The sequence below is a fragment of the Pontibacter lucknowensis genome (assembly GCF_900156415.1).
Taxonomy (GTDB): domain Bacteria; phylum Bacteroidota; class Bacteroidia; order Cytophagales; family Hymenobacteraceae; genus Pontibacter; species Pontibacter lucknowensis.
On record NZ_FTNM01000006.1, the window covers coordinates 337,010 to 362,945 of the forward strand.

Genomic DNA, 25,936 nt, shown 5'->3' on the forward strand with positions numbered 1-25,936 from the left:
TTTCTGGAGAAGGCTGCTCCGAACACATATCGACTTAATAGCCTGTTTTACGTTTAAGCATACAGACAATATAAATCAGCCAACTTTGACTTTAACAAAACAAATATAACCGTTATAATATTCTATTATGAAGGCATACTTTCTACTCCTGTTTTTGATTGTCAGCTTATACCCGACCCTGGCACAGCAGCCTGTTAACTCCCGCGATCGGGAGGTAGTGTTTCGGGGAGTCAGCCTGATACCGATGGACAAAGAGCGGGTGATCGAAAACCAGACGGTAGTAGTGAAAGACGGAAAAATAACTGCCATTGGTAACGCCTCAAAAGTGAAGCATAGTAAAAATGCGCTGATCGTAGACGGCAAAGGAAAATACCTGATGCCAGGATTGGCTGAGATGCATGCGCACGTCCCCCCCGTAGATGACCTGGAGCCAATGAAAGAAGTGCTTCAATTGTTTACTCTCCATGGCATTACTACCATCCGGGGAATGCTGGGTCACCCGCGCCACCTGGAGTTGCGCAGCAAGTTGCAGTCCGGTGAACTGATTGGGCCAAGGTTCTATACCTCCGGCCCCTCCCTGAATGGCAACAGCGTCAAAACGCCGGAAGCCGGTGCTGAGATGGTGCGACAGCAAAAGCAGGCGGGCTATGATTTTCTGAAGCTTCATCCCGGGCTTAACAACGAAACCTTTGGTGCTATCGCCAGCACAGCAAACCAGATCGGGATGCCTTTTGCCGGCCATGTGTCTTATGATGTAGGTGTCTGGCGTGCCATTGAGGCGGGCTACGCTTCGATCGACCACATGGATGGTTTTGTGGAGAGTCTCGTGCCGGGCCTGGAGGCTATACCTGAGCAGGAGGCCGGACTCTTTGCCATGTACATTGCAGACCAGGCAGATACAACACGTATACCTAAACTGATGACTGCCTTGCGCGAGAAGAACATCTGGGTAGTGCCCACACAGGCCCTCGCCGAACGCTGGATGTCACCAGCAGAGTCGCCTGAAACCTTGGGCAACAAGCCTGAAATGAAGTATATGAATCCTAAAACAGTACAGAACTGGGTGGCTACGAAACAGAAGCTGATGGCAGACCCACGCTACGATGCAGAAGCGATTAACAGGTATGTGGACCTCCGCCGGAAACTGATCAAAGCCTGCAACGACAACCAGGTGGGCCTGCTGCTTGGCTGTGATGCACCGCAGGTATTTAACGTGCCCGGCATCTCTACGCACCAGGAACTCGAATACCTGGTAGCCGCAGGGCTCAGCCCATACGAAGCGCTTCGTACGGGCACGGTCAATGTCGGCAGGTATTTCGACCGTGACGATATAGGCGTGCTGAAAGTAGGAGCCACTGCAGATATGCTTCTCCTCCATGGCAACCCGCTCAACGATATCTCCCAAACCCAACGTATAGCAGGTATAGTGATTGGCCATACCTATCTACCCGAGACCTATATAAAGCAGGAACTGAAGAAGATGGAAAAGACAAGGTGAACAAGCGGATGTAACCAAACACCATTTGGCTTGTTAGCAATCCGACACTGAAAAAATATGATCATCCAAAAGCTAAGACTATGAAATTAAAATTGACTTTGCTACTGACAGGTATGCTACTGTATGTGGCAGCACATGCCCAGCAAGCAGAAACAACAGACCAGATCGAAACCGAGAAAGGTCCGCTTACCATCCAGCCCATTTTGCATGGCACACTGGCTTTCACCTGGGATGGCAAAACGATCTATGTCGATCCTTACGGAGGAGCAGAAGTATTCCAAGGTATAGCCGCCCCTGACCTGATCCTGATCACCGACATCCACGGCGACCACCTCGATCTGAAAACCTTAGAGGCTATCAATACCGACAAAGCGACCTTTGTAGTGCCGCAGGCGGTGGCCGACAAATTACCTGAAAACTTTAAAAAGCGTTCTGTTGTGCTGGGTAACAATGAACACATACAGCAACTCGGTATTGCCATTGCAGCTCTCCCCATGTATAACCTTCCCGAAACTGAGGACTCCCGCCACACCAAAGGCCGGGGCAATGGCTATGTGCTGGAGTTTGCAGACAAGACCGTATACCTGTCAGGTGACACCGAAGACATACCGGAGATGCGTGCCCTGCGCAACATCGATGTGGCATTTGTCTGCATGAACCTGCCTTATACCATGGATATCGACCAGGCTGCCTCTGCTGTGCTCGAGTTCAAACCTGCTATCGTATACCCTTACCACTACCGGGGTCAGGATGGCCTGAGCGATGTTGAGGCATTCAAAAGAAAGGTAAACGAAGGTAACCGGGATATAGACGTGCGCCTGCGCAACTGGTACCCGGAAACAGATAAAAAGTAAAAAAACGACTCTCCCACTACATGCACGAATCCAGGCTGTACATTGAATATGTTGCCCGTGTTATAGAAGCCATTGGCGTCCTGATCATTGCGAGCGGGGCAGCCATTGCGCTCTTTCGCTTCATTTTTCCGCTGCGGCACAACTCCCGCCGTTCTTACAAAGTGCTGCGCCACGAACTCGGCAAAGCCATCCTGCTGGGGCTTGAAATACTGGTGGCCGCCGATATCATCGCCACTGTAGTCACGGAGCCCTCCATGGATCGGGTGGTCACGCTTGGCCTGATTGTGCTGATCAGGACATTCCTGAGCCTCTCCCTGCAGGTAGAACTCGAGGGTCGTTTTCCCTGGCAGCCCAGAAGACCTGAGGCAGAACACCCGCTTTAGCATTCTGCCGCCAAACTACGTATAAAAGCATACTCCCCGGATCATGGCTCACGCGCCATGCCATACCTGCTGTTATACCTGTATCGGTTCTCTCATCGCTGTGCATGCGCACAAAAGTCCCATCTCCCAAACAAACAGTCGTGCTGCTGGCAGGCGTCTTGTTAGTCCTGTATATCATCTTCCGACACTTTACAAGCTTTGACCGCCTGCGTGGTCACTATACGATAGGAGTAATTCTCAACACGATCGAACTCACGCCCGGTGATATGGATGTTGTCAAACTGATCATCAGCAAAAAACTGGAGCAAATAAACAGACAGGGAGGCGTGCAGGGTCGGGAATTGCGCGTAAAGTACCTGGATGACGAAGGTAGTTCTGAAAAAGCCCGTGAAATAGTGCGGGAAACGATGGACGACAAGCGCCTGATCGGCTATGTGGGCTGCTGGAGTTCTACCCGCTCCAAAGCTATATCCGAGTTGGTGGGGCCAGCCCGTATACCTTTTGTCGGTGGCTATGCCCTTACACCTCTCTTCACCGCCTACCCTACCATGTACACAGCCGAGCGCAGCATCGTGGACCTAGCCACAGTTTTCAATGAATTGCTTGCAGCTTACCGCCGTCCGGCTTTTGTGGGTAAGGCAGAGGACCTGTACTCGATTGCCATTTTCAGAAAAATGCAGGAAACAGCGGACCTAAGTCCAGAGATGAAGCTTGTTCATGAAAAGTGGTTTGCGGGAGAACACCGCTATACCCCTGCCGACATCGATTCCCTTAGCCAGGCGCTGCTTTCCAATGAGGCTGACTTTCTGGTGCTATCTTTTGAGAGTGGCATCACCTCATATCTTGTCCGTGAGCTCCGGAAGGCCGGCCTGACCATGCCCATCTACACAGCCCTGGGCGACCTGGGCTTTGTAGCGTCACAGGCTGACGGACAGGAAGCCGGCGAGTTGTACGACTTGAACGTGGTAGGTATACCGGGCACTTTCAACCTGCGGCTACAGGAGCAGGTACCGGCTTTTAAGAAGGAGATCAGGTATGGTCAAACACTGGAGCTACAGTTGAGCTTCGGCGCTCGCCTTGCGGATAGTATAGGTATACTGGCGGAGGCGGCACGGTCTTCAGGTACGGCAGACAGTGCCGACCTGCCCATCAGAGAACGTATTAACCAGGGCATGCAGCAGTATATTGGGGCAGGCCGCATTTACAGGGGCTGGTTCAACGACTGGTACTTTACTCCTGAAAGAGCCATCGCTGGGGATGTACTGCTTGCCTGGAAACCGCCTAACACGTCGCAGCATATACTGGCCCCTCGACAGTACATGCACCTGGATGATACCCTGCGTAACGTGCCAGTGCTCTATACCCACATGGACCTGGTACAGATTAACAGGGTAAGCGATACGGATGGAAGCTTTTATGCTACTTTTTACCTGGAGGTGACATCGGCAGGGCGCTTCATGGTAGAGCAACTCGATTTTACGAATGCCGCCCGCAGTGAAATCAGTCATAATTACCTGCTGGATATCAAACTGGTGCGACAGCGCCAACTTGAGGGCGTCACCCCCCTGTATAACTACCTCTACAAAATTTCCGGCAAGTTCATCTTTGAGCCTGACCTGCGCCAATACCCCTTTGACACCCAGCGTTTTCCTATTTCATTTCAGCCAGCAAGTGCTTTGAGGCCTTTTCTGGTGCAACCCTCCCACCCTGCCTCCCGCGATACGGTGTTTGAGGTGAAAGGCTGGAACTACAACAGTCACTATGTTGGCTTCGATCACGACATCATCAGTTCAGTGAACACCTTTGAGTCCTCGCGCCATACTATTCCGTTCTATAAGTTCAACTATACCTTTGTGCTTGCCAGGGCGCGCATCGACTTCTTTCTGAAAGTGTTTACCCCGCTCCTCGTTATCCTGACGATCACCTATTTTTCGGTTTTCATCCCGCTGCACCGCTTCGAAACACAGGAGGCTATACAGGTCACGTCGCTGCTCGCATCCATAGCGCTCTACTTCTCGGCTTACAAACCTGAGATGGAGTACGCTACTGTATCAGACAAAATCTTTATCTTCACTTATGTGATGATCACCTCCCTCATCGGCACTTCCATTTTGCAGTTTGTTAAGCGCAAGAAATATAACACTGAAAGCCGCCTGGCACGCGTTTACCAGCATTATATCTTTCCGGCCATCGTGCTGGTGTTTACCCTGGCGGTAGTGTGGTAGAGCCCCAATCGATTAATTGCCGCTAATAATCAGAACTTTACCGGAACGGCGAGTGTTAAGCGGGAATGTAAAGGCGGTGCGCCTCCTGAATTTGCAAGATGACACGGCCTATCTTTTTGAGTCAGTTTTGGCAATAAAAAATAAACTTTTAAAGTTAGTGTAAAAAGGTTTTTGGATTTGGAGCACAAAATCAAGCATTCGACTTTCTCAAAAAAATATTATTTTTATATTTACCGCAATTCAACTTTTACCATTATTCAAAATAACATGAAAGCATTCTTTCTTTCCTTATTGATCGTGCTGACCACAGCGGCACAAGCAGTGCAGGCGCAGGGAACTGCTAAAGATGAGAACAAGTCAGCTACTGCCTTGACAGGACAGTTCAACGATCTTAAGAGCAAGTCCAATTCCTACATGGAGGGCAACAGGGAGTATAAAGTGGTGAATGTAGGCCTGCTTAACTCATTCTGGCAAAGTGTGCAGTCCACCATCAAGGAAGTGGAGCAGAAGCAGATGAAAGATCTGAACGCCACCCGCCAGGACCTGGAAACAGCACAGGCGCGCATCACCGAGCAGGAAAAGGAAATTGAAGCCCTGAAGCTTGACAACGCCCAAAAAGAAGCTGCCGTGCAGCAGAGCGAAGATGCAGTAAACAACCTGCATGTACTGGGCATTCCCATCCACAAGCAGGTATACGTGGTCATCAACACAGCTATTATTGCCCTGCTACTGATTGCGCTGGGTGTAGTGTATACGCAGTTCAAGAGCAGCAGAAAGGTGACAGACCAGAAGAAGAAAGAGTTTGACGATATCGACCGTGAGTTTGCAGACTTCAAGAAGAATGCCCGTGAGCGTGAGATCAAGATCAAGCGTGAGCTACAGACAGAGATGAACCTTGTTGCAGAACTAAACGAGCAGATTGCCGTGCTACAGAAGAAAGTACACGTATAAGCATCTTTCTATCAAGCCGCTACGCAGAACAGGCTGTCCTACTTCAAAGGGCAGCCTGTTTTTTTATGGCCAGAAGTGATCGTAAAACTTCTTCCTGCGTTTTTTCTTTCTGTCCCTGCCATACATGTAATACACGAAGTAACCAACGGCATAAAGGGCGAGTACCGATGCGATGATGATGATCTCCATGCCCTTCTATACGTAAAACCTGCACAAAAGGCATCCTGCTTTAAACTCCCCCATTTTAAAAGGTTAGTACCCGCTAACAAGCGAAGTGTTTATAACTCAAACCGATAAGCCAATCCCGGATACCACTCCAGTTTGCAAAGGATCAAAGGAGCATATAACCCGTTGGCACAGCTTGTCAAGTCCAATGTGTCAGCTGGAAATCTATTTGTAATACTAATGCATATCTCATCGCTGCTATCCTTGAGGTGTAGTAGGTCCTATTTAAAAACTGGTACTATCCCAATTTGGTCTTTCATACAGCCCCAGTAACACACCTCCTATTTAAGCTGCCAAACTTTATCGGATTAAACTCAAAACTTGCAGCTAGCAGCAAGTTTCCAGTAGCAGCTATTCCTATATCTGCGTATTTCACACAGATAAGACAACTTTTTTATAAATTATTCATATAACATACATTAACCATTACTTCTATTCCACTCTACCAGATGACACTAAGCCAGAATATAGCAGCAGGTTCACGTCCTACAAGGCAATACCCTGTAGTTCATGAGCGGACTAGCTTCATCATGACTTAGACCACCCGTTATGCTGGATAACAGACAGATGATGCGCTTTAAATAAATATTATAATGCAATAAATGAGAAACTTATGAAGAACACCTTTACACTCATTTTGTTGATGCTATTTGTGCTTGGTGCCACAGGTGCCTGGGCACAGCAGCGGCAAGTCAGCGGCCGTGTGACCGCCTCTGACACAGGCCAGGGCATGCCGGGGGTAAGTGTGGCCGTTAAAGGCACCACCACCGGTGTAGCAACAGACTCCGAAGGCAGTTACCAGATCCAGGTGCCCGACAACAGCGCAGTCCTAGTTTTCCGCTTTCTGGGCTACCAGACAAGAGAGATTACAGTAGGCAGCCAGTCCACGATCAATGTGACCCTCAACACCGATGCGCAGCAGCTCGGGGAAGTGATGGTGACGGCGCTGGGCATTACCCGTGAGACAAAGGCATTGGGCTATGCCGCGCAGTCCGTCCAATCGGAAGAGTTGACACAGCACCGTCAGCCCAACGTACTCAATGCCCTGCAGGGAAAAGTAGCCGGCGCTACTATTTCGAGCACAGGCGGCGCACCGGGGCAAGGCACCAATATCCAGATCAGGGGCATCAACTCGATTGACGTGGGCCGTAACAACCAGCCGCTTTTTGTGATTGATGGGGTGCTGATGGACAACTCCACCTCCACTGTGGGGGCCGGTGCCGAACTCAGGGGCATGAGTAACCGCCTCGCTGACATCAACCCCGATGACATTGAGAGTATCAACGTATTGCGGGGTGGAGCCGCAACAGCGCTGTATGGTTTGCGCGGTGCTAATGGTGTCGTGGTTATTACCACCAAGCGGGGTGAGCAGGGCTCGCTACGCGTGAATTTTACCAGCACAGCAGGTATAGAAGAGGTAAACAAATTCCCGGATATGCAGAGTACCTATAGCCAGGGAACCCGGGGTGTATATGACGCAACAAACTTCTTTCCATCGTGGGGTCCCCGTGTAGAACAAGCCCGTCAGCTAGATCCGACACACCCCGAAAGACTCTACAACCATTTTGAAGACGCTTACGAGATGGGACACCAGTTCCGCAACTCACTTTCCTTTTCGGGCGGTACCGAGGCCATCACCTTCCTTTCCTCTATCTCCCACCTTACACATGAGGGAGTGCTGCCATTCACGGACTTCAGCAATACCTCGGCTCGCCTGAACGCCGAAGTAAAGATTAGCGATAAATTTAGAACCGGCGCCAATTTCAACTATGTGAATTCCGGAGGGGCCCGCTACAACGCCGACCGCTTTAATGAAAGCCTGAGCTACTGGTCGCCCCGATGGGATGTGACGGATTACCGGAAGCCGGACGGCACCATGAACTCCTACGGCAACAACAACCCGATATACGGAGCCGCGACCAACCGACTGGAAGATGACGTAAACAGATTCATAGGTGGCCTGAGCTTTGGCTACACTCCCACCAGTTGGCTTGACCTGACCTACCGCATCGGTTTGGACACCTACAACGATGACCGCACACGAACGGCTCCGGGCCCCTTGGGTGTGGCGGGGGAGCGTGTGTACGAAGACAACGGACAAGGCTTCGTAGGGGAGTATACCACCAAGTTCCGTGCTATCAACTCCACTTTCCTGGCATCCGCGAACAGAAGTTTTGGAGAAGACTTTAACGCTACCCTGCGCCTGGGGCACGAGTTGTACGACAGAAGAGTCAAAAGCTTCGGGGTATTCGGCAATGAGCTGACGGTGCACGACTGGTTCTTCCTGCCAAACGCACGTCTGCTTACCTCTACTCAGGATTTAAGGGAATACCGCCTGATGGGCTTGTTCGCAGAGGCCTCTGTCGACTACCGGGACTTCCTTTTCCTGACACTGACCGGCCGCAACGACATCACCTCTACCCTGCGAAAACCGAATAACTCATTCTTCTACCCTTCTGCAAGCCTGAGCTATGTGTTCTCTGAGCATATGGAGCTGCCTTCTTTCATCAACCAAACTAAGTTGAGGTTGTCGTATGCGCAGATAGGTAAGGATGCGGAGGAATATGCCACTTCATCCGGTTTCGCTTCCTACACAGGTCTGCCGACAGGAAACACTGGTTTTACACGCGCTGCGCTGCTGGGCAATGTGGATCTGCGCCCCGAATTTACCGACACTTATGAAGCTGGTCTGGAGATGTCGTTTCTGAACAATCGCCTGGGTTTTGACTTCACTTATTATTACTCACTCAGCAAAGACCAGATTATCAACATTGCCGTCGCCTCTACAACAGGTTATGTGCGCGCTGCCGTGAACTCCGGTGAAATGCGCAACAAGGGTGTGGAGATCGTTCTGAACGCCGTGCCTGTTCAAACGCAGGATTTCACCTGGGACTCCAAACTGATTTTCTCGGCAAACCGCAACAAGATCCTGAGCATACGGGAAGGACTCGAGGAGATTACATACGCCTCCCAGTTCGGTTATGTAGGTTCCACGGTTACTATGAAATTGATACCCGGTCAGCCATATGGTAATATCTATGGTTCACACTGGCAGCGCTATTACGGTGGGGCTGAAGAGGATCCGCTGTTTATTGACAAGGACCGGCCAATCGTGATCGGTGAGAATGGCTTTCCGGTACGTGCGCCGCTTACCAGCCAGAAGATCCTGGGCAATTCCATGCCTGACTGGATTGGTGGTTTTACGAACACCTTTAGTTACAAAGGTCTGAGCCTGACTAGCTTGTTTGATGCCCAGTGGGGACACGAGAAATACAACCAGATGGGCAACTTCTTCTCTGCGTTTGGTATAGCTGATTATACAGAAGACAGAGAGGATTTCAGGGTTTTTGAAGGTGTGCTGGCAGACGGAACACCTAACACAAAACAGGTATGGCTCGGACAAGGCGTGGGACCTGACGGCGTAGACTACGGTGACGGTTTTTACCGCCGCTTCCACCGCGGCGTTTCCGAAAACTTTGTGGAAGATGCCTCCTGGATCAGGTTACGCTCCCTGACCCTCAGCTACTCCCTGCCAAGCAGGCTCTTCGAAAACATATTTATCCGAAACAGCTCAGTGGCACTCACCGGCAACAACCTGTGGCTCTGGACCAGATATTCTGGCTTTGACCCTGAGAACAGCTCCACGCCAAGTGGTAGCAATGTCACTGGTTTTGCCGGTTTCACATACCCGGCCGTGAGAAGCTACCTGATTACGCTGAATATAGGATTCTAAAAAGAGGAACGAACATGAGAAAGATATATAGATTTGCGCTTGCCTTCACACTGATAGGGGCATCGCTGAGCCTGCAAAGCTGCGAGGATTACTTCGACCTGCATGAAAATCCAAACCTGGTGTCGAATCCGCCGCTGAACGCCATGCTTTCCACCACCACTCACAAGACCGGGCTGAACAGCCAACGCATAGCCGCCACTACTGCTTTTTACGTGCAGTACCTGGCCAGTCCGGTTGCCGGCAACGCCACCGATACCTACCAGGAGGTGGACCTCACCGGCACCTGGGATGCGATCTATCTGGCCATGGCTGACATCCAGGACATGAAGCAGAAAGGAATGGAAGAAGGCGCTACCGACTATGTGGGCGTTGCCAACATCATGATGGCCTATCACCTCAACCTGATCGTTGACCACTGGGGAGATGCCCCATATACGCAGGCTTTCGACAACACAACCCTCACACCTCGGTTTGATTCCTCGCAGGACCTGTATGCTGAAGCACTGCGCCTGCTCGACGAAGGTATAGCTGAATTGAACAAAACAGATTCACGCATCCCGCTCAGGGCAGCGGATGACCTGATACACGGGGGCAACAAGACCCAATGGATTCGCACGGCCAATGCCTTTAAGGCACGCATGCTCAATAAAGTCAGCAAGCTTCCCAGCTACGACCCTACTGCCGTACTGACTGCCGTCGACAACTCTTACCAGTCCAATGCTGATGATGCGGAGATGGAGGTGTTTGAAGTACGCAACCCCTGGGCCCAGGTAGCAATTAGCAACACGCAACTGGTATTGGGCGGCTGGCTGTCGGAGCAGTTCGTAGACCACCTCAACGGCACGACATATGGCGTATTTGACCCACGCTTACCACGCATTACCGAACCGACCGACCCTAAGTTTTCAATAGCCCCTTACATAGGTACGCCAAACGGCGTAGGCAACGTGGGTACAAGAAGTAACACGGATCGTGATGAGGTATATATCTCCATCACTTCCCCACTGACGGGAGAAACTTCGCCCATCACCATCGCTTCGTATGCCGAGATGAAGTTCATCGAGGCCGAAGCCGCTTTCAGAGCCGGCAACCGCGAACGGGCCTACGCTGCTTACTTAGCAGGGATAACAGCGCATATGAATAAGCTGGGTGTGCCGGAGGGCGAGCGTAATGCTTACCTTAGCAACCCTGCCGTAGCTGTGGGAGCCGCCAACCTAACACTTGATTTGATTTTCAAGGAGAAATACGTTGTGACGTACCTCAATGCCGAAGCCTGGACGGATGCCCGGCGCTACGATTACCAGTACGCTGACTTCGACCTTCCTGCCAATGCTGAACTGACCACTTTTATCCGCAGAGTCGCTTATCCGCAGGGTGAATCCAGCAAGAATCCGAATACACCGAACACTCCTGCCTTGTCAGAACCACTTTGGTGGGACCAGTAGCAGTTAAAAAGCCGGTCTGCTTGTGTGGACCGGCTTTTGTTTTCTCCTAATCAAGGAAGAGCTTAGTATTCCAGTTTGAATCTATCGAGGTTAGGTAGGTGCTGTTTTTTGCGCTTCACTTCGTGCTCATAGAACGCGCGGCCGAGATTCTGCATAAAAGGATAGCCTACAGTTTCGTACTCGTACTTGCCGTCATTGAAGATTCCGTTTTCGTTTACCAGAATAACTGCCGACAGCATGAACTCTACCTTCTTTTCAAAATCCACGATATAGGCATTGTCAATCAGGAAGCCATAGGCATTGCCGATCTTGTTGAAGATGCGGATGTTTTCAGGTATACGCTCTTTTGAGTTGCCATACATCAGAAATTTCACGTAGCCATCCGGAAACTCCTTCGGGTCGTAACTTGGGTAGTCGCTCTCACGGGGCAACATGCTCATATACTTGTAAAGGAAGGTATAGTCCTCATCGGTCAGGTTAAAGCGCTGCTCCGCCGGCACTGCCTCCGGAAACAGTACAGTCTTGAGTATGCCTTGCAGAGCCTCCAATGAAATGTAATTTTTGACACTGAAGTCCATAGGCCCATCTACCAGCTTGTCGTCCACTATGTGTCCCTTGCCCAGCATGCCCCCAAACTTTGCCTGCGTGAATGGAGTTGGGTTATTAGCCAAGGGCTGTTCGTAGATCAACTGCCCGTCTTTGTAAAACCGGAACGGATTGGTATGCCGGTTCTCGTCTGCACTCAAAAAGATACTGAGGCGATGTACAAGCTGCACGTCTTTAAAACCCTTTTCATGCAACGACTGGTTCAGTTGCTGCTGCCCCACAAATTCATAGAGGCGGTTGTAGGCATCGTTGTCGCTCACCAGAAACAGCTTTTTGATGTAGTGTGCAATGGTAGCCTGTCCATCCGCTGAAGTACTGTCGCCCTGCACCGTGCTCTGACCGGCATAGGCACTGTCCACTTGCAGGGGCGTGTACTTGTCCAGGCCGTTTATACCCAGTTCATTGAGCTTCTCCAGCGCTGTAATGGCTCCTGCCAGTTTCACCGTACTTGCCGGGTAGAAATACTCCTGCGGATTGACGCGGTAGGTATAGGAGGTGAAGTGCGGCTGGTTCTGCTCGTCGCGGTCGATCTGGGTATAGAGGATCTGCAACCGGTAATGGTCCGGATTATCGAGAATGCTTTTGAACCGCTCGGGCTGTGCCGCAAGAATTTTTTCGATCATATTAGTTTGTCTGCTTGCTCCCTGCTTACTGCCAGCGCAGGAAGCCACGGAGATACTTCCGACCAAACTCAGGTATAGCGCCAACTTGCGCATCGAATTAAGGGGTGTCTTTTTCATGGCAGGAGGTGATCGGGTTAAGGTTAAAATAAGCAGCTTTTCCCGGTTTGTCCTACATTTCAGGTATAAATTAAGCTAAGTTCTCAGAAAAGGCATTTTAGTTTTTACCTCCTATACTTCAGGTCAACAAATACATCGGGAATTTCTATATTGTAACGCTATACCTCCCAAATCAAACCCGATGGCATAGTATCAGTTGAAACATACCTTCATCTTAAATCCACATCCATGAACAAATACGGTCTGCACGGAAAACTACAGGCAACAGCCGGAAACGGCGACAAGCTTGCTGCAATACTTTTACAAGCCGCTCAATTGGTTTCCACAGCAAAGGGTTGCCTCCTATACCTGGTAAGTCAGGATCAGGAGACCCCAGATGGGGTATGGGTGACGGAAGTATGGGACAGCAAAGAGGACCACGACAACTCCCTGCAAGTGGCTGGCGTGAAAGAGCTGATCGGCCAGGCCATGCCGCTACTGGCTGGCAGACCAGAAAAAGGACAGGTATTGGAGGTACTGGGTGGAGCGGGTTTACCTGATTGAGATACCTGAGGCATCGACACTAGGTATATAAGACGAGTATCCTCTAGAGTAATTGCTGATAAAGCGACTCAGCATTTCAAATTCATTTATGTCTAACCGAATGTAGATACACCGTGAGAAATTTGTTCTATGACTTGCAACCTATGTTATAGATATGGAATCTTCCTGATAGCAACTATACCTAAACAAGGTATAGCCTCACCAAAACTATCAAAAGATTCAAGCTATGCCCAAGAACAAACTAAGCCGTCTGCTCATCACTTTCTTTTTCCTTTTCATGGCCAGTATCTCTTTTGGCCAGGGTCTTCAGATAAGCGGAACGGTCACAAACGCTGCGCAGCAAGAGGCTATACCATATGCGAACATCGGTATCAAGAAAAAGAACCTGGGCACCGCCAGTAGACCGGATGGCAGCTTTACGCTCAACCTGAAAGAGGAGTACCGCCACGACACCCTCACGTTTTCGGCCATTGGGTACCATGAGCTTTCCCTGCCCATTTCAAGCATACTCTCCGGTGGCCTGACTGCTTTTGAGCTCTCTGAAAAAACCACGGCGCTCCGGGAAATTGTCATCAGCAACAAGGCTGCTAAGGTCAAGAAATTTGGCACTACTTCGCGCAACCCTCTCCTGTATGGTTCAGCTGAAACAGTGCACTCAGAAGACATTTCGGAGCTGGGCAAATTCATCAACCTCAACAATAAAACATCTGAGATCTTATCGGCCACGGTATACCTGCGCAGCATCAAACGCGACTCCGCTTCCTTCCGCATCAACCTGTATAAAAACGAAGCAGGTATGCCGGGTGAGCGTCTGATCGAGAAAAGCATCATCAGGCGGTTGCCGCTTACAAAAGGCTGGGTCACTGTTCCGCTCGAGCAATATGGCCTGGTAGTGGATGAGGACTTCTTTTTAGGTATAGAATACCTACCCGAATACGGCAATCACGAAAAGTACATTTTCATTTACGGCGCAGCACTGGGCGGCAGCTTCTATTCCAGAAAAGCCAGCCTGGGAGACTGGGAAAAAGGGGTTGGAGGCCGGCTGGCGGCTTACGTGACAGTAAGACAATAGGGCACCGGGCTCAACCACGCTGTATGAAAAAGCTAGCCGGTCGTGTTCTCTTTCTGACAGCACTTTGCTGGATGCAGTTCTTTGCGGCAGAGGCACAGTTGCGTCTTATAAAAGACAAGCAAATTCTGCAATTCTCCGGTCGGGTGGTAGCAGGCGATAGCTTGACGGAGTTGGAAGGGGTGGCGGTGTATGTACCGGGCACTACCCGAGGCACGCACACCCGAAAAAGTGGTTATTTCTCGATGCCCGTAGTGGCAGGAGATACGGTGGTGTTTGCAGCGCTGGGCTTCGAAAAGCTATACATGACCATACCTGCTAACATCAAAGAGAGTAGTCTTACCTTAAGCATCAGGCTGGAAGAAAGGCGCAATACCCTACCCACTGTGGATGTGATGCCATGGGCAACGGAATATGACCTGAAGCAGGCTGTCCTGAGAACTAAACTTCCCCAAGACCCTACGGAGCAATTACCCGTTATTCCGCCACCAGTAGTCTATAAGTCCATTACAGACATGCCAGCTATGGATGCAGATGCAAATTACAGGTACGGTCAGGGAATACAGCAGGGACAGCGTGAGGCACGCTTCAGGGTACCGGATATTCTGAAAGTGTTTTCAATCCCGATCAAGTACTATTAGTGTTGCTTTAAGCGAAGCCATAAAAACAAAAACTCTCCCCAGTGGGAGAGTTTCGCCATTGTTCAATAAGTTTATCTACTAATTCGGAAGCTTAACAGGTATAATCTAGGCTTCCTGCTTTTCTTCCAGATTGAAGAGCGCACTCAGTCCTTCAAGCAGTGCTTCTGATTCACCACGCTGGCAGGCTGCTTTCAGCTCCAGGGCAGGCAGTTTCACGATCTTGTTCAGGATGTTTTTAGTGATCGCTTCTACGAGTTCTTTCTCGCTGTCACCCAGCTTCTTGGTATAGCGGGCCAGTTCCTGCTGACGAATCTCCTCTAATCGGCTCTTGAACTGCTGCAAAGCAGGTGACATGGCCATTTCACGGGTCCAGGCGTTGAATTCAGTCATGGCTTCTGCTATGATGTCCTTTACCTGCGGTATAGCGGCCATACGCATGGTCAGCGCTTCGGTGGCGCGGTTACGGATGTTGTCCACGTTGTATACCCTGGCATTTGGTAAAGCTTCAATGGCGGCGTCGATGCTGCGCGGCATAGACAAGTCTACAAAGAACTGAGGTGCATTTTCACCTAGCTGCGCAATATCAGCCTGTCCGATAAAGAAGCAGTCGCCCGGTACAGAAGAGATCACCACATCTGCCTGGGCCATCTCTTCCCAAACGTTTTCCCAGTAAATAGCACGGGCATTGGTCTTCTGAGCCAGCTCGAGTGCTTTGTGGTGTGTTCGGTTGGCGATGGTGATATTGCTGATCTTCGACTTGCCGAAGTTGTCGCACACATTGGCCCCGATCTCCCCTACCCCGATCATCAGCACACGCGGATCAGCCATCCCTCTGGTCAGCTCCTCTACCAGCTCTACCGTGGCATACGATACCGAAGCGGCACCGTCAAAAAAGGCGGTCTGGTTGAATACCTGCTTGTTGGTATAGAAGATGGTGTGCATCAGCCTGTGCAGAAACGGACCGGCCATATCGGCATCAGCAGCCCACTGGTAGGCTTTTTTCACCTGGTTGAGTATCTGCATATCGCCCACTACCTGCGACTCCAGACCCAGCGACACATAAAACAGGTGCTGTACCGCCTGCATGTGATCGGTGATGTTCTGGAAATAAGATGCAATTTCTTTAGTAGCGATAAAGCCCTTTTCAATCGCGATCAGTTTGATGATCTCGCGTGACAGGTCCTGCGCAGCAGAATAATACACCTCTGTGCGGTTGCAGGTAGAAAGCACCATGACATCCTGCGCATTGGTGAACTCGCTGATCTTATCGAGCAGGTTACGGCAGCCGATTTCGTTCAGCGACACGGCTTCACGTACGGCAATGGGTGCTTGCTTGTAAGATAATGTAAGGGCTTTAAACTGATTTTGCATGTCTTTCTCTCAGATACAATGCAAAGGTCTTAAAAGCTGGGGTCGGAAAGTATGACTTTGGTCACTTTCGTGTAGGAGAAATGTCACCCTTAATTCCTCATCCGCTCCAGCTTCTGCGAGTTCAGGATCGTGATCTTGCTGCCGCGGGTATCGATGAGGTTTTCGTCTTTGAAATCAGCCAGAGTACGGATCACCGTTTCTTTGGAAGCACCTACAATGCTGGCCAGGTCCTCACGCGTGATTGACACTTCTGACTTATAGTTCGGGTCTTCCTTATACTGCTTTTCTACAAACAGCAGGGCCTCTGCCACACGTTTGCGTACGGAGTTGTAGGCCAGCTTCAGCAGTCGCTCCTCACGGTCAGCCAGGTTATCGGACAGTATCTTGATGAACTTGCCTGCTACGTCGCGGTTCTGGTAGAGCAAGGTATAGAAGTCCTCACGCGGGATGATGTATACCTCTGAGTCCTCCAGCGCCATGGCTGATTCGCGGTAGGTCTTCTCCTCCAGCAGGTCCAGGTAGCCGATGAAATCACCATCTTTGTACAGGCTGGTAATGTACTCACGTCCCTCTTCGTTTGACTTATATGTCTTGATTTTGCCTTTGTTAAGGAAGTAGAGGTTGCTCGGGTAATTGCCCTCTGAGAACAAATGCTGCTTCTTACGGAACACCGTCACACGACGGTTTTCGGAGATCAGCTTGTTGAGCTCTTCATAACCTTTTGCCTCCTGTATGAAGTTATCAATGCCCTGCACGTCACGCTGAAATTCAGCTTTCAGGATCTCGTTTTTCTTCAGGCGCATTTCTACCACGTCGAGCAACTCCACGTCATCAAAAGGCTTGGTCAGGTAGTCGTCGGCGCCCAGGTTCATGCCTTTGCGGAAGTCGTCTTTCTCTGACTTGGCCGTCAAAAAGACGAAGGGGATACTGGCCGTTTCCGGATTTTTGCTGAGCATGTGCAGCACCCCGTAGCCATCGAGCTGTGGCATCATGATGTCGCAGATGATCAGGTCGGGATGCTCCTTCTTGGCCAGGTCCACGCCTATCTTTCCATTAGGTGCTTCGATGACCTGGTAGTTGGCCAGCGACAGGATCTCGGCGGTATTCTCGCGGATCTCCTGGTTGTCTTCAATCAGTAATATTTTTCTCATACTTATGCGGTAGTGTATGGCAATGTGATGGTGAAAGTAGTGCCGCGGTCCAGTTCGCTTTCGTAGTGCAGCTCGCCGCCCATTATCTCTACGTACTTTTTTACAATATTAAGGCCCAGACCCGTTCCCTGTATATTGGTAACGTTCTGCGCTCTGAAAAACGGCGTAAACAGGTGTGCTTTGTCCCCTTCAGGTATACCGATCCCCTCGTCACGCACAACCAGCCTTATTGCGTCTCCCTTGATGTCTGTTGTAAACCAGATCGTGCTGTCCTCTCCTGAGTATTTGCTTCCGTTTGAGAGCAGGTTGATCATGACGTTGCGCATGAGTTGCTTATCCAGGTATACGGTAATTTGTTCACTCTCGTGCCGGTAATCAATGCGCTGCCCCTCTTTCAGGAAGCCCTGCATTTCGTCGACTACCTCTGCTGCGAAACTCTGCAGGTCAAACGTGCTCGGCACATTGTGAATCTTACCTTCCTCCATCCTGCTGATCGACAGAAAATCGTTCAGGATATTGGTCAGGTTATGAACGGCGGACTTAATGCGGCCTACGTGCTTCAGGCGTTTTTCATCATCTTCGGCAGACTTGTATTTGGTGATCAGTGAGGCCGATGAAAGCACGGTGCTGAGCGGAGTCCGGAACTCGTGTGAGGCGATGGTCACGAAGCGTGACTTCAGCTCATGCAGTTCCTTCTCCTTTTGCAGGGCTTTGTAAATCTCCTGCTGCGCTTTTTTAAGTGTCTTATTGGCCTTCTCCAGGTTCTGTATGGCAGCGGCAAGCTCCTGTGTGCGGTCCTCTACCCGTTGTTCCAGTTCCGTGTTCAGCTTCTGAATCTCAGCCAGGCTCTTGGCGTGCTCTATGCTATACCTGATCGAGCGCTCCAGGTCGTATGGATTGAAAGTGCCTTTCACCAGGTAGTCCTGCGCACCGGCCCGCATGGCTTTTTCGTCCGTTTCACGGTCGCTCTGACCTGTTAGCAAAATGAACGGTGCTGTTATACCTTCGTTCACAGCCTGCGTGATCAGCTCCAGTCCGTCATGCGCCCCCAGCCTGAAATCGACCAGGTATACATGGTGTCGCTGCTCCCTGATTATGCTGATGGCCTCGTTGAAGGACGGCGCCCAATCGAGCACGTAATTGCGCCCGGGTATATCGTCCATGATATCACGCGCAATGATGAAGTCATCTTCATCATCATCTACCAGCAAAACACGAATTCTGTCAGGCATATTTTGAGTTTGGGAGTTAGAGAGTTTAGGAGTTGGGGAGTTTAGGGGGTTAAGAGTAGGGTAACAGCTTTAGAAAGTTGAATTGACTTAACTAAGTGATTGAGTCTCATTCTTTCATCAACTCAAAACTGAAAATTCATAATTCCTAAACTCTCAAACTCCCCAACTCCTAAACTTACTAGGGTTTCGGCAGTTCTACTATTTCAAACCAGTACTTGCTCAGGGTTTTCATTACGTCTACCAGGGCTGTGAAAGTAACTGGTTTGGTAATGAAGGAGCTCACGCCCAGATCGTAGGTGCGCAGGATGTCCTCTTCCGCTTTGGATGTAGTCAGCACCACCACCGGCAGCACGCGCAGGTGATCGTCAGCTTTGATCTCTTTCAGCGCCTCACGACCGTCTTTTTTGGGCATGTTGAGGTCAAGCAGGATCAGGCCGGGTGTCTGGTACTTGCCTTTGTCAGCGAAATTTCCGCGGTTGTGCAGGTAGTCCATCAGTTCCTCGCCGTTCTCCACAAACTGAATCGCATTACTCAGCCGGTTCTCGTCAAGCGCTTCTTTTATGAGCATGCGGTCCTCGGCATCGTCGTCAGCTATCAGTATCACGATTGGTCTATTCGATTTCATAGGCGTTTATTCCTTCAGGTGAGTTTTTGCTAAGGTAACAATAAAATGCGTTCCTTCCCCCGGTTTGCTCCTGGCTGTGATATCACCTCCGTGGCGGATCGCAATCTTGCGGCAAATGGCCAGTCCAATGCCGGAGCCTTCGTATTTCTGCCCTTCCAGTCGCTGGAAGATGTTGAAGATCCGGTCCAGGTACTTTTCTTCAAAGCCGATGCCGTTGTCCTCGATGTGCAGCTCCACCAGCTCGTCGCCTGGCGTGGAGGTCATGTGGGCTTTCAGCTGCAGCTCCTTCGCGTATACCTTCACTACCGGGTCTACCTCCTCTTTGCGGAACTTGATGGCATTGCTGATCAGGTTCTGCAGCAGTTGGCGCATCTGCGTCGGCTCGGCCTGGATAGTGGGTAGTGGCCCTATCTCTACTTTGGCATGGTTGCGCTCTATGGCAATTTCTAAATCTGAAACGACCTCCCTTGCAATTTGATTCAGGTCTGTTTTAGAGAAAGGCTTCGCCTGGGACGTCACCCTGGAGAACGTGAGCAGGTCGTTGATCAGGTTCTGCATGCGGTTGGCGGCGTTGAGCATCCGGTCCACATAGTCCTTGCCCTGCTCGCTCAGGTTCTCGTACTCCTTCATCTTGAGTCGGTCACCGAAAGCCTGTATCTTGCGCAGCGGCTCCTGCAAGTCGTGTGACGAAACGTAGGCAAAGTCCTGCAATTCCCGGTTACTTCGCTCCAGTTCGGCAGCGTAGCGGCGCAGGCGCTCTTCTGTTACTTTTTGTCTTGTGATGTCGTGGATGAAGCCAGTGTATACCTTACGGTCTGAGAGCTGCACTTCACTGATGCTCAGGTATAGCGGGAAAATGGTACCGTCTTTTTTCAGGCCGGATACCTCACGTCCTATTCCGATAATGCGTTTCTCACCCGTCTCGTGGTAGTGATGCATGTAGTTGTCATGCAGGCTCTTGTCCGGCTCCGGCATCAGCATATTGATCTTCCGGCCCAGTACTTCTGAAGCGTCGTAACCAAATAGCCTGCATGCCGAGGGATTAACCATTTCGATGACGCCACGCGTGTCGATGGTGATGATGCCGTCTACTGCCGTCTGGATGATGGAGTTGATGCGGCTCTCACTTTCACGCAGGGCAGCCTCCGTTTTTTTGAGTTCTGAAATGTCGTGGATCACACCTGTGAAGATCTGCTTGTCGTGCAGGTTCACTTCGCTGATGCTGAGCAGAAACGGGAAGACCTTACCGTTCTTCCTCTTACCCAGTACCTCGCGCCCTTTTCCAATGATCTGCCCTACCCCTGTGCGGTGATAGTTTTCAAGATAGGTATCGTGCAGGCTATGATCGGGTTCCGGCATGAGTACGCTTACGTTCTGTCCGATGATTTCTTCAGGATGGTAGCCAAAAATGTGGGCTGCCGCCGGATTTACGGTTTCGATGACACCTCTCCGGTCAATGGTAATGATGCCGTCAATAGCCGTTTCGATGATGGCTTTTAAGCGTGACTCGCTGTCTATTTGGTGGTTATCGGAATGGTCTTGTTCTTTCACGCGTATTTCTTTTGCTAAATATACGCACTACGGCCTTAATGTCAAAGGAAGCGCAGAGTCCCATATTATACCATAGCTTCATTTGGTTCTGGTCTTATACAGCGCATAATTCTGATAAGTTTTCCTTTACGAAATGCCCACCCACATTTTCACGCCTAAGCAAGGCAGCATCTGTGATCAGCCCGGCCACTGTGATCAGGTTTTGGAGCTCCAGCACCTCCTGCTGTATACCTGTCAGTTCCCGTATACCTTTCGCCTTCCGCTGTAGCGCCTCAATTTCGGATTGGCAGCGCAGCAGGCCTTTGACTGAACGGACAATGCCGGCCTGTTCCCAAAGTAACTTTTGTAATTTAGCACGGCTGCGTGCTACCTCAGCCCGCATACCCAACCACAAGGCACCGACATACTCTTTTTCTTCAGTACTATCAGGTATAGCCCCTTCCTGATTTGCGACGATGTCCGTTACATGCTCTGCTGCACTCCGGGCAAACACCACCCCCTCCAGCAGCGAGTTGCTGGCCAGTCGGTTTGCCCCATGCACGCCTGTGCAGGCCACCTCTCCTATCGCATACAGGCGGTCAATGGAAGTTCGTCCGCGCAGGTCTGCTTTCACGCCGCCGCACTGGTAATGCGCTGCCGGCACGATGGGTATCAGGTGCTTTTCTACATCAATGCCAATAGTGGCACACTTATGATAAATAGAAGGAAAACCCTGTCGCACCTTTCCGGCCGGAAGATGGCGCACATCCAGGTATAGACAAGGACTGTTGTGGCGCTGCATTTCGGTGAGCACTGCGCGGGCCACGATATCGCGGGGAGCCAGCGAAGCCATGGAGTGATAAAGGTGCATAAAGTGGCTGCCGTCGGGCAGGACCAGCTCCGCCCCCGCTCCCCGCAGCGCCTCACTGATCAGGAATACCTCCCCGTTTGGTTGGTAAAGCGCTGTCGGGTGAAACTGGAAGAACTCCATGTTCCGGATCTCGGCTCCTGCTCGGGCCGCCATGGCCAGTCCGTCGCCGGTGGCTATACCTGGGTTGGTGGTGTACTGGTATACCTGTCCCGCCCCGCCGGTAGCCAGCACCACCGCTTGCGCTTGTATAGACCGAACCTCGTTGGTGTGCAGATCCAGCACCTGTACGCCATAGCAAAACGTACCTGTGTCGCTGGTATCCGTGAGTAGTTCTATACCCATCTGATGTTCCTGCACCGAAATGTTCGGATGTCGCCGCACCGCCTCCTCCAAGGCCTGCTGTATGCTGCGTCCCGTGTGGTCTTTTACATGCACAATACGGTGATGGCTGTGGCCGCCTTCCAGCCCAAGGGCCATATCGCCAGATCCGTCCTTGTCGAAGCCCACGGCCATACCTTGCAGCCAGCGGATAGCGGCAGGCGCCTCCTGCACCATAAAGCGCACAGCCATTTCCCGGCACAGTCCTGCGCCCGCCTCGAGCGTGTCCTGCACGTGCTGTTCAAAGGTGTCGTTAGGGTCGAGCACGGCGGCTACACCGCCCTGTGCGTAGGCCGTATTGGTTTCGGAAAGGGTAGCTTTGCAAAGCACCAGTACGCGGGAATGGGCAGCGGACTGCAGGGCAAACGTAAGCCCTGCAATGCCACTGCCCAACACCACGAAATCAAAATCTGGCACTTTCATTTTTAATGAACTGGACTAGGGTTGTGTTGGCAAAGGACCATAGGATTTCTCACCATAACTGATTGTTGCCTCACCTATCGACCTCACTTAATTTCAAAACTTCAAATTCTAAGAAAAGGCCAGCATGCGCTCGATCGGCAGCAAGGCTCTTTGACGAATATCCTCCGCCAGATCTACGGTATACATCCGCTCCGCTTCCGTGCCGATGGCCCGCAATGCCTGCAGCGTACGCTGTATCGTAATCTGCTTCATGTGCGGACACTTGATGCATGGCACTATAAATTCTTTCTCCGGATACATGCCGCGCAGGGTCGCCCCTAAGTCACACTCCGAACCCAAGATGAACTGCCGTGACTGGCTCTCACCTACAAAACGCAGGATATCCGATGTGCTGCCCACCACGCCGCCGGCTCCTGTCAGGGCATCGGCTACGGTGTCGTCCGGCACTTCCCAATGCACGAGTACCTGGGCCTCGGGATACATCATTTTGAGTCCGTTAATACGCTGTGGTGTGAACTGTTCGTGCACCTCGCATTTACCTTCCCAAAGGATCAGTTCTTTGCCTGTCTCCGCTTTGATGCGGGTCTGCAGATTGCGGCCCATAAACAAGTCCGGCAGGAAAATCAGCCGGTCGGAGTCGAAGGAACGGGCAATGTCCAGGGCATTGCGAGAGGTGCAGCAGATGTCGGCTTCGGCTTTGGTCTCCGCGTAGGTGTTGATATAGGCCACCACCGGCACACCCGGGTACTGCGCCTTGAGTTTGCGCACATCGGCACCTGTGATGCTCTCAGCCAGCGAACAACCGGCCTCAAAACTCGGCAGCAATACCTGCTTGGCCGGGTTGAGTATTTTGGCGGTTTCGGCCATGAACTTCACACCGCAGAAAATGATGTTATCAGCTTCCACACTTTTGGCGGCCACACTCAGTCCGAGCGAGTCACCCACAAAATCGGCTATACCGCCATCAGCGTGCTGCACCTGCAGTTCGGGCGACATGTAGAAGTGGGACAAGATCACCGCGTTCTTCTCACGCTTCAGTTCCCGGATCTCTTCCACCGCCTCCTGCAGGGCGGCAATCTCTTCGGTTTGGGCAAAAGGGTGCATGGCTCTGAATTTTTCAGAGAAGGCACCCTGTGTCAGGGTCGCTGTCATGTTATGTGTTAGAATTGTTTGAGCTGTGCCTCAGGTCAGCTTGAGCTTAGCCGTTCAGCACTGGTTCAGGTTGGTTTTTGATGAAATATTTTCCGGTTTTCACGTCGTCTACCAGGCTCTGTATAGTCTTGTCGCGGAACACCTGTAAGAGGTGATCGCGGTATACTTTGATCTCATCGTGGAGCGGACAAGGGTGCTTGTCAGAGCATTGCTTCATGCCCATACCGCATTTTTTGAAAGCTTCGAGCCCATCGATCAGGCGCACTACTTCCAGAATGCTGATTTCATTGGCGGGACGGTGCAGGAAAAAACCACCATGGGGACCTTTGATAGACGCGATCACGCCTTTGCGCACCATGTCCTGCAGGATCTTGCCCATAAAATGGGCCGGCAGTTCCAGTTCGTTCGCTATTTCCTTTATGCCTACCCGCTTGCCTTCATCGTCGGCCATCGCGATGTATACAATGGACCGCAGGGCATATTCTGTTGTTTTTGAAAGCATAACCTTGTCTTTATATCCTGTGCTCGGATCGCAAATTTATCAGGTATTTCCCAGTAATCGCATTCCTTCCTCACTTATCATCTCGGGTGTCCATGGTGGGAGCCATACCAACTCCACCTTTATCTCCAGATTTGGAAAACGCTTGTGCAGCATTTGCTCTGCCGCTGTGGTAATGGTGCCACTCATGGGGCAACCCGGCGTTGTCAGTGTCAACTCCACCCGCAGTGCCTCCTTGTCTTCGTCGACCACTACTTTATATACCAGTCCGAGGTCGACAATGTTTATACCTATTTCAGGGTCGATGATATACTTGAGCGCCTCATACGCTTCGTTGACGAGCTCCTGTTCCTGCGTTTTCATATCCAAATGGTTTTAAATCTTTCACCTTGTGCAGCAGCACCTTAAATACATTGCCCGCATACAGCACCGCTGCTATGCTCAGCAGTATCGCCCCAAGCAGGATCACTGTTTGCTCTGCCAGCAGCACCCCTCCCAGCAAACCCACCAGACCCACGATGTAGGCGATGTTCTGCCAGCGCAGCAGCGTCACGCTATACAGGTCCTTGGGCATGGGCGTTTTGAAGCGGCCGACATAGTCTTCGTAGCTGTGCATCCAGACGATGAATGGCAGCGTCTTGAAGGTCTGCCCCAGAATCAGCGCCGATACAAAGCCGAAGAAGATGGACAGCCCATACACCAGGTATAACGAAGACAACAGGTGCTGTGGTAAGCCAAGCTGCAATGTCACCACAAAGACCAGCACAATAGGCAGCACCAGCAAAGCCAGCGCCACGAAGGTCTGTTTCATGCCCAGATCCAGGTCAGGCCGTTTGGCAAGACATTTGGCCTGGTACAGAAAGTAGAGGAAGCAACCTATACCGGACACTACCATAGCCGCATAAAGCGCATAGTAGCCTTTGTGTACAAACAAGTGGTCTGCCGCGAAGAGGACCAATCCACCGTTGATCAGGTAATAGCTCCAGTTCAGGCTTCGGGTATCTTCAGGGTGTGCCAGCAGGAACATCGGAATCAGTTTGGAACCTACGCCCACGATCAGGAGCAGGAACCAACCCGCCATACCTAAGTGCGCATGCAGTTTCAAATAATGCACATGGTCCTGCGGCAGAAAAGGATACTGAAAGTTGAAGACCATCAATACGCCTACCAGCCCCGTAGCCACCAGCCATACAACTGAAGTAACCATAAAATCTGCTTCTACCCCCCACTTCTTCACTTGCCGGGCAGTTTGCACCACGTTATAGGCAAAAAGTAAAAATGAGACAAAAAGCAGGCAGGCCGCAAGGTGCATGATGGTACCCACCCAGAAATTCCAGAAGGCGATGGAGAGCAGGATTGTACCTGTTGACAGCATCGCAAATGCTACCATACCTAATTTATCGCTGTAGAGTCTCACTTCCAGCACCACCGGCAGCAGTTGGTAAACCGAACCGAAGATGATCATCGTAGCCCAGCCCAATGCCGCCACGTGTGTCATCGTGAGCAGCTTGGGATGAAAGTAGTGTCCGCCGAAGGAATCGGTGGAGAATACCAGCAGCAGACAAAGCACCACAAAGGTCACCGCCGCGAAGGCGTAGTGCGGCAGCACAAGCCATTTAGATGGTGAATTGGAAGTAGTTGCGGCGCTCATGATGGTAATTATTTATTGTTAATTGCTGGTTATTAATGGTTTGGTATCACATGCTATAAGCCGTATATGTCATCTCGAAAGAATTGAGAGATCTGGATCATTAATTTCTGTTCACAATTTCCAGATTTCTCCCGATGGTC

General features: G+C 51.0%; 22 protein-coding genes. 10 read left to right on the forward strand and 12 right to left on the reverse strand.

Annotated elements, in window-relative coordinates; all coding sequences use genetic code 11:
• The first annotated feature begins 127 nt into the window (after window positions 1–127).
• The 5 genes from BW972_RS18175 to BW972_RS18195 all read left to right on the forward strand — a co-directional run bounded on the left by BW972_RS18175 (window position 128) and on the right by BW972_RS18195 (window position 5,911).
• Window positions 128–1,498 (forward strand): amidohydrolase family protein, encoded by a 1,371-nt coding sequence (locus tag BW972_RS18175; protein WP_076423170.1) that lies wholly within the window; start codon window positions 128–130, stop codon window positions 1,496–1,498.
• A gap of 80 nt (window positions 1,499–1,578) precedes the next feature.
• A complete protein-coding gene (locus tag BW972_RS18180; RefSeq protein WP_076423171.1) occupies window positions 1,579–2,352 on the forward strand; it encodes an MBL fold metallo-hydrolase in 774 nt (257 codons plus the stop codon).
• A 20-nt stretch (window positions 2,353–2,372) separates the two neighbouring features.
• The gene (locus BW972_RS18185; RefSeq protein ID WP_007658663.1) at window positions 2,373–2,735 is read left to right on the forward strand and encodes a DUF1622 domain-containing protein; all 363 of its coding nucleotides are present in this window, start codon (window positions 2,373–2,375) and stop codon (window positions 2,733–2,735) included.
• Between the two features lie 104 nt (window positions 2,736–2,839).
• Window positions 2,840–4,960, forward strand: coding sequence for an ABC transporter substrate-binding protein (locus BW972_RS18190; protein WP_040574421.1), 2,121 nt, complete (start codon window positions 2,840–2,842; stop codon window positions 4,958–4,960).
• A 267-nt stretch (window positions 4,961–5,227) separates the two neighbouring features.
• Window positions 5,228–5,911 (forward strand): hypothetical protein, encoded by a 684-nt coding sequence (locus BW972_RS18195; protein WP_076423239.1) that lies wholly within the window; start codon window positions 5,228–5,230, stop codon window positions 5,909–5,911.
• Window positions 5,912–5,974: 63 nt separating this feature from the next.
• Here the strand turns inward: BW972_RS18195 and BW972_RS20155 are convergent, their stop codons facing one another.
• On the reverse strand, window positions 5,975–6,100 hold the full coding sequence (locus tag BW972_RS20155; protein ID WP_255345402.1) for a hypothetical protein: 126 nt from the start codon (window positions 6,098–6,100) through the stop codon (window positions 5,975–5,977).
• 649 nt (window positions 6,101–6,749) lie between these two features.
• Between BW972_RS20155 and BW972_RS18200 the strand changes: the two genes are divergently transcribed.
• Window positions 6,750–9,869 carry a SusC/RagA family TonB-linked outer membrane protein gene (locus BW972_RS18200; RefSeq protein ID WP_076423172.1) on the forward strand — a complete coding sequence of 1,040 codons (3,120 nt, stop codon included), beginning with the start codon at window positions 6,750–6,752 and terminating at the stop codon, window positions 9,867–9,869.
• A gap of 14 nt (window positions 9,870–9,883) precedes the next feature.
• The gene (locus tag BW972_RS18205) at window positions 9,884–11,314 is read left to right on the forward strand and encodes a SusD/RagB family nutrient-binding outer membrane lipoprotein (protein WP_076423173.1); all 1,431 of its coding nucleotides are present in this window, start codon (window positions 9,884–9,886) and stop codon (window positions 11,312–11,314) included.
• A 62-nt stretch (window positions 11,315–11,376) separates the two neighbouring features.
• On the opposite strand, the gene BW972_RS18210 is transcribed toward BW972_RS18205, so the two are convergent.
• Window positions 11,377–12,660, reverse strand: coding sequence for a serine hydrolase (locus BW972_RS18210; RefSeq protein WP_234986443.1), 1,284 nt, complete (start codon window positions 12,658–12,660; stop codon window positions 11,377–11,379).
• Window positions 12,661–12,888: 228 nt separating this feature from the next.
• Between BW972_RS18210 and BW972_RS18215 the strand changes: the two genes are divergently transcribed.
• The 3 genes from BW972_RS18215 (at window position 12,889) to BW972_RS18225 (ending at window position 14,913) form a co-directional block, all read left to right on the forward strand.
• On the forward strand, window positions 12,889–13,203 hold the full coding sequence (locus tag BW972_RS18215) for a putative quinol monooxygenase (RefSeq protein ID WP_007658670.1): 315 nt from the start codon (window positions 12,889–12,891) through the stop codon (window positions 13,201–13,203).
• Window positions 13,204–13,429: 226 nt separating this feature from the next.
• Window positions 13,430–14,275, forward strand: a complete 846-nt coding sequence (locus BW972_RS18220) for a carboxypeptidase-like regulatory domain-containing protein (RefSeq protein ID WP_076423174.1) — start codon at window positions 13,430–13,432, stop codon at window positions 14,273–14,275.
• A 23-nt stretch (window positions 14,276–14,298) separates the two neighbouring features.
• A complete protein-coding gene (locus BW972_RS18225) occupies window positions 14,299–14,913 on the forward strand; it encodes a carboxypeptidase-like regulatory domain-containing protein (RefSeq protein ID WP_076423175.1) in 615 nt (204 codons plus the stop codon).
• A gap of 105 nt (window positions 14,914–15,018) precedes the next feature.
• Here the strand turns inward: BW972_RS18225 and hemA are convergent, their stop codons facing one another.
• From hemA to BW972_RS18275, 10 genes are all read right to left on the reverse strand, one after another.
• A complete protein-coding gene (gene hemA, locus BW972_RS18230) occupies window positions 15,019–16,284 on the reverse strand; it encodes a glutamyl-tRNA reductase (RefSeq protein WP_007658679.1) in 1,266 nt (421 codons plus the stop codon).
• 89 nt (window positions 16,285–16,373) lie between these two features.
• Complete coding sequence (locus tag BW972_RS18235; protein ID WP_007658680.1) at window positions 16,374–17,435, reverse strand: response regulator; 1,062 nt, start codon at window positions 17,433–17,435, stop codon at window positions 16,374–16,376.
• A gap of 2 nt (window positions 17,436–17,437) precedes the next feature.
• A complete protein-coding gene (locus BW972_RS18240; RefSeq protein WP_076423176.1) occupies window positions 17,438–18,667 on the reverse strand; it encodes a hybrid sensor histidine kinase/response regulator in 1,230 nt (409 codons plus the stop codon).
• A gap of 178 nt (window positions 18,668–18,845) precedes the next feature.
• Window positions 18,846–19,292: a response regulator gene (locus tag BW972_RS18245; RefSeq protein ID WP_007658692.1), complete on the reverse strand. Its 447-nt coding sequence runs from the start codon at window positions 19,290–19,292 to the stop codon at window positions 18,846–18,848.
• 6 nt (window positions 19,293–19,298) lie between these two features.
• Complete coding sequence (locus tag BW972_RS18250) at window positions 19,299–20,843, reverse strand: sensor histidine kinase (RefSeq protein ID WP_007658693.1); 1,545 nt, start codon at window positions 20,841–20,843, stop codon at window positions 19,299–19,301.
• A gap of 94 nt (window positions 20,844–20,937) precedes the next feature.
• Window positions 20,938–22,494: an L-aspartate oxidase gene (nadB, locus tag BW972_RS18255; protein ID WP_076423177.1), complete on the reverse strand. Its 1,557-nt coding sequence runs from the start codon at window positions 22,492–22,494 to the stop codon at window positions 20,938–20,940.
• 108 nt (window positions 22,495–22,602) lie between these two features.
• Window positions 22,603–23,646 (reverse strand): quinolinate synthase NadA, encoded by a 1,044-nt coding sequence (gene nadA / locus BW972_RS18260; RefSeq protein WP_076423178.1) that lies wholly within the window; start codon window positions 23,644–23,646, stop codon window positions 22,603–22,605.
• Window positions 23,647–23,692: 46 nt separating this feature from the next.
• Window positions 23,693–24,148, reverse strand: coding sequence for an RrF2 family transcriptional regulator (locus BW972_RS18265; protein ID WP_076423179.1), 456 nt, complete (start codon window positions 24,146–24,148; stop codon window positions 23,693–23,695).
• Between the two features lie 39 nt (window positions 24,149–24,187).
• Window positions 24,188–24,508, reverse strand: coding sequence for a metal-sulfur cluster assembly factor (locus BW972_RS18270; protein ID WP_007658699.1), 321 nt, complete (start codon window positions 24,506–24,508; stop codon window positions 24,188–24,190).
• Window positions 24,468–25,796, reverse strand: a complete 1,329-nt coding sequence (locus BW972_RS18275) for a hypothetical protein (protein WP_076423180.1) — start codon at window positions 25,794–25,796, stop codon at window positions 24,468–24,470. The genes BW972_RS18270 and BW972_RS18275 overlap by 41 nt, the downstream gene beginning before the upstream one ends.
• Window positions 25,797–25,936: the final 140 nt, after the last annotated feature.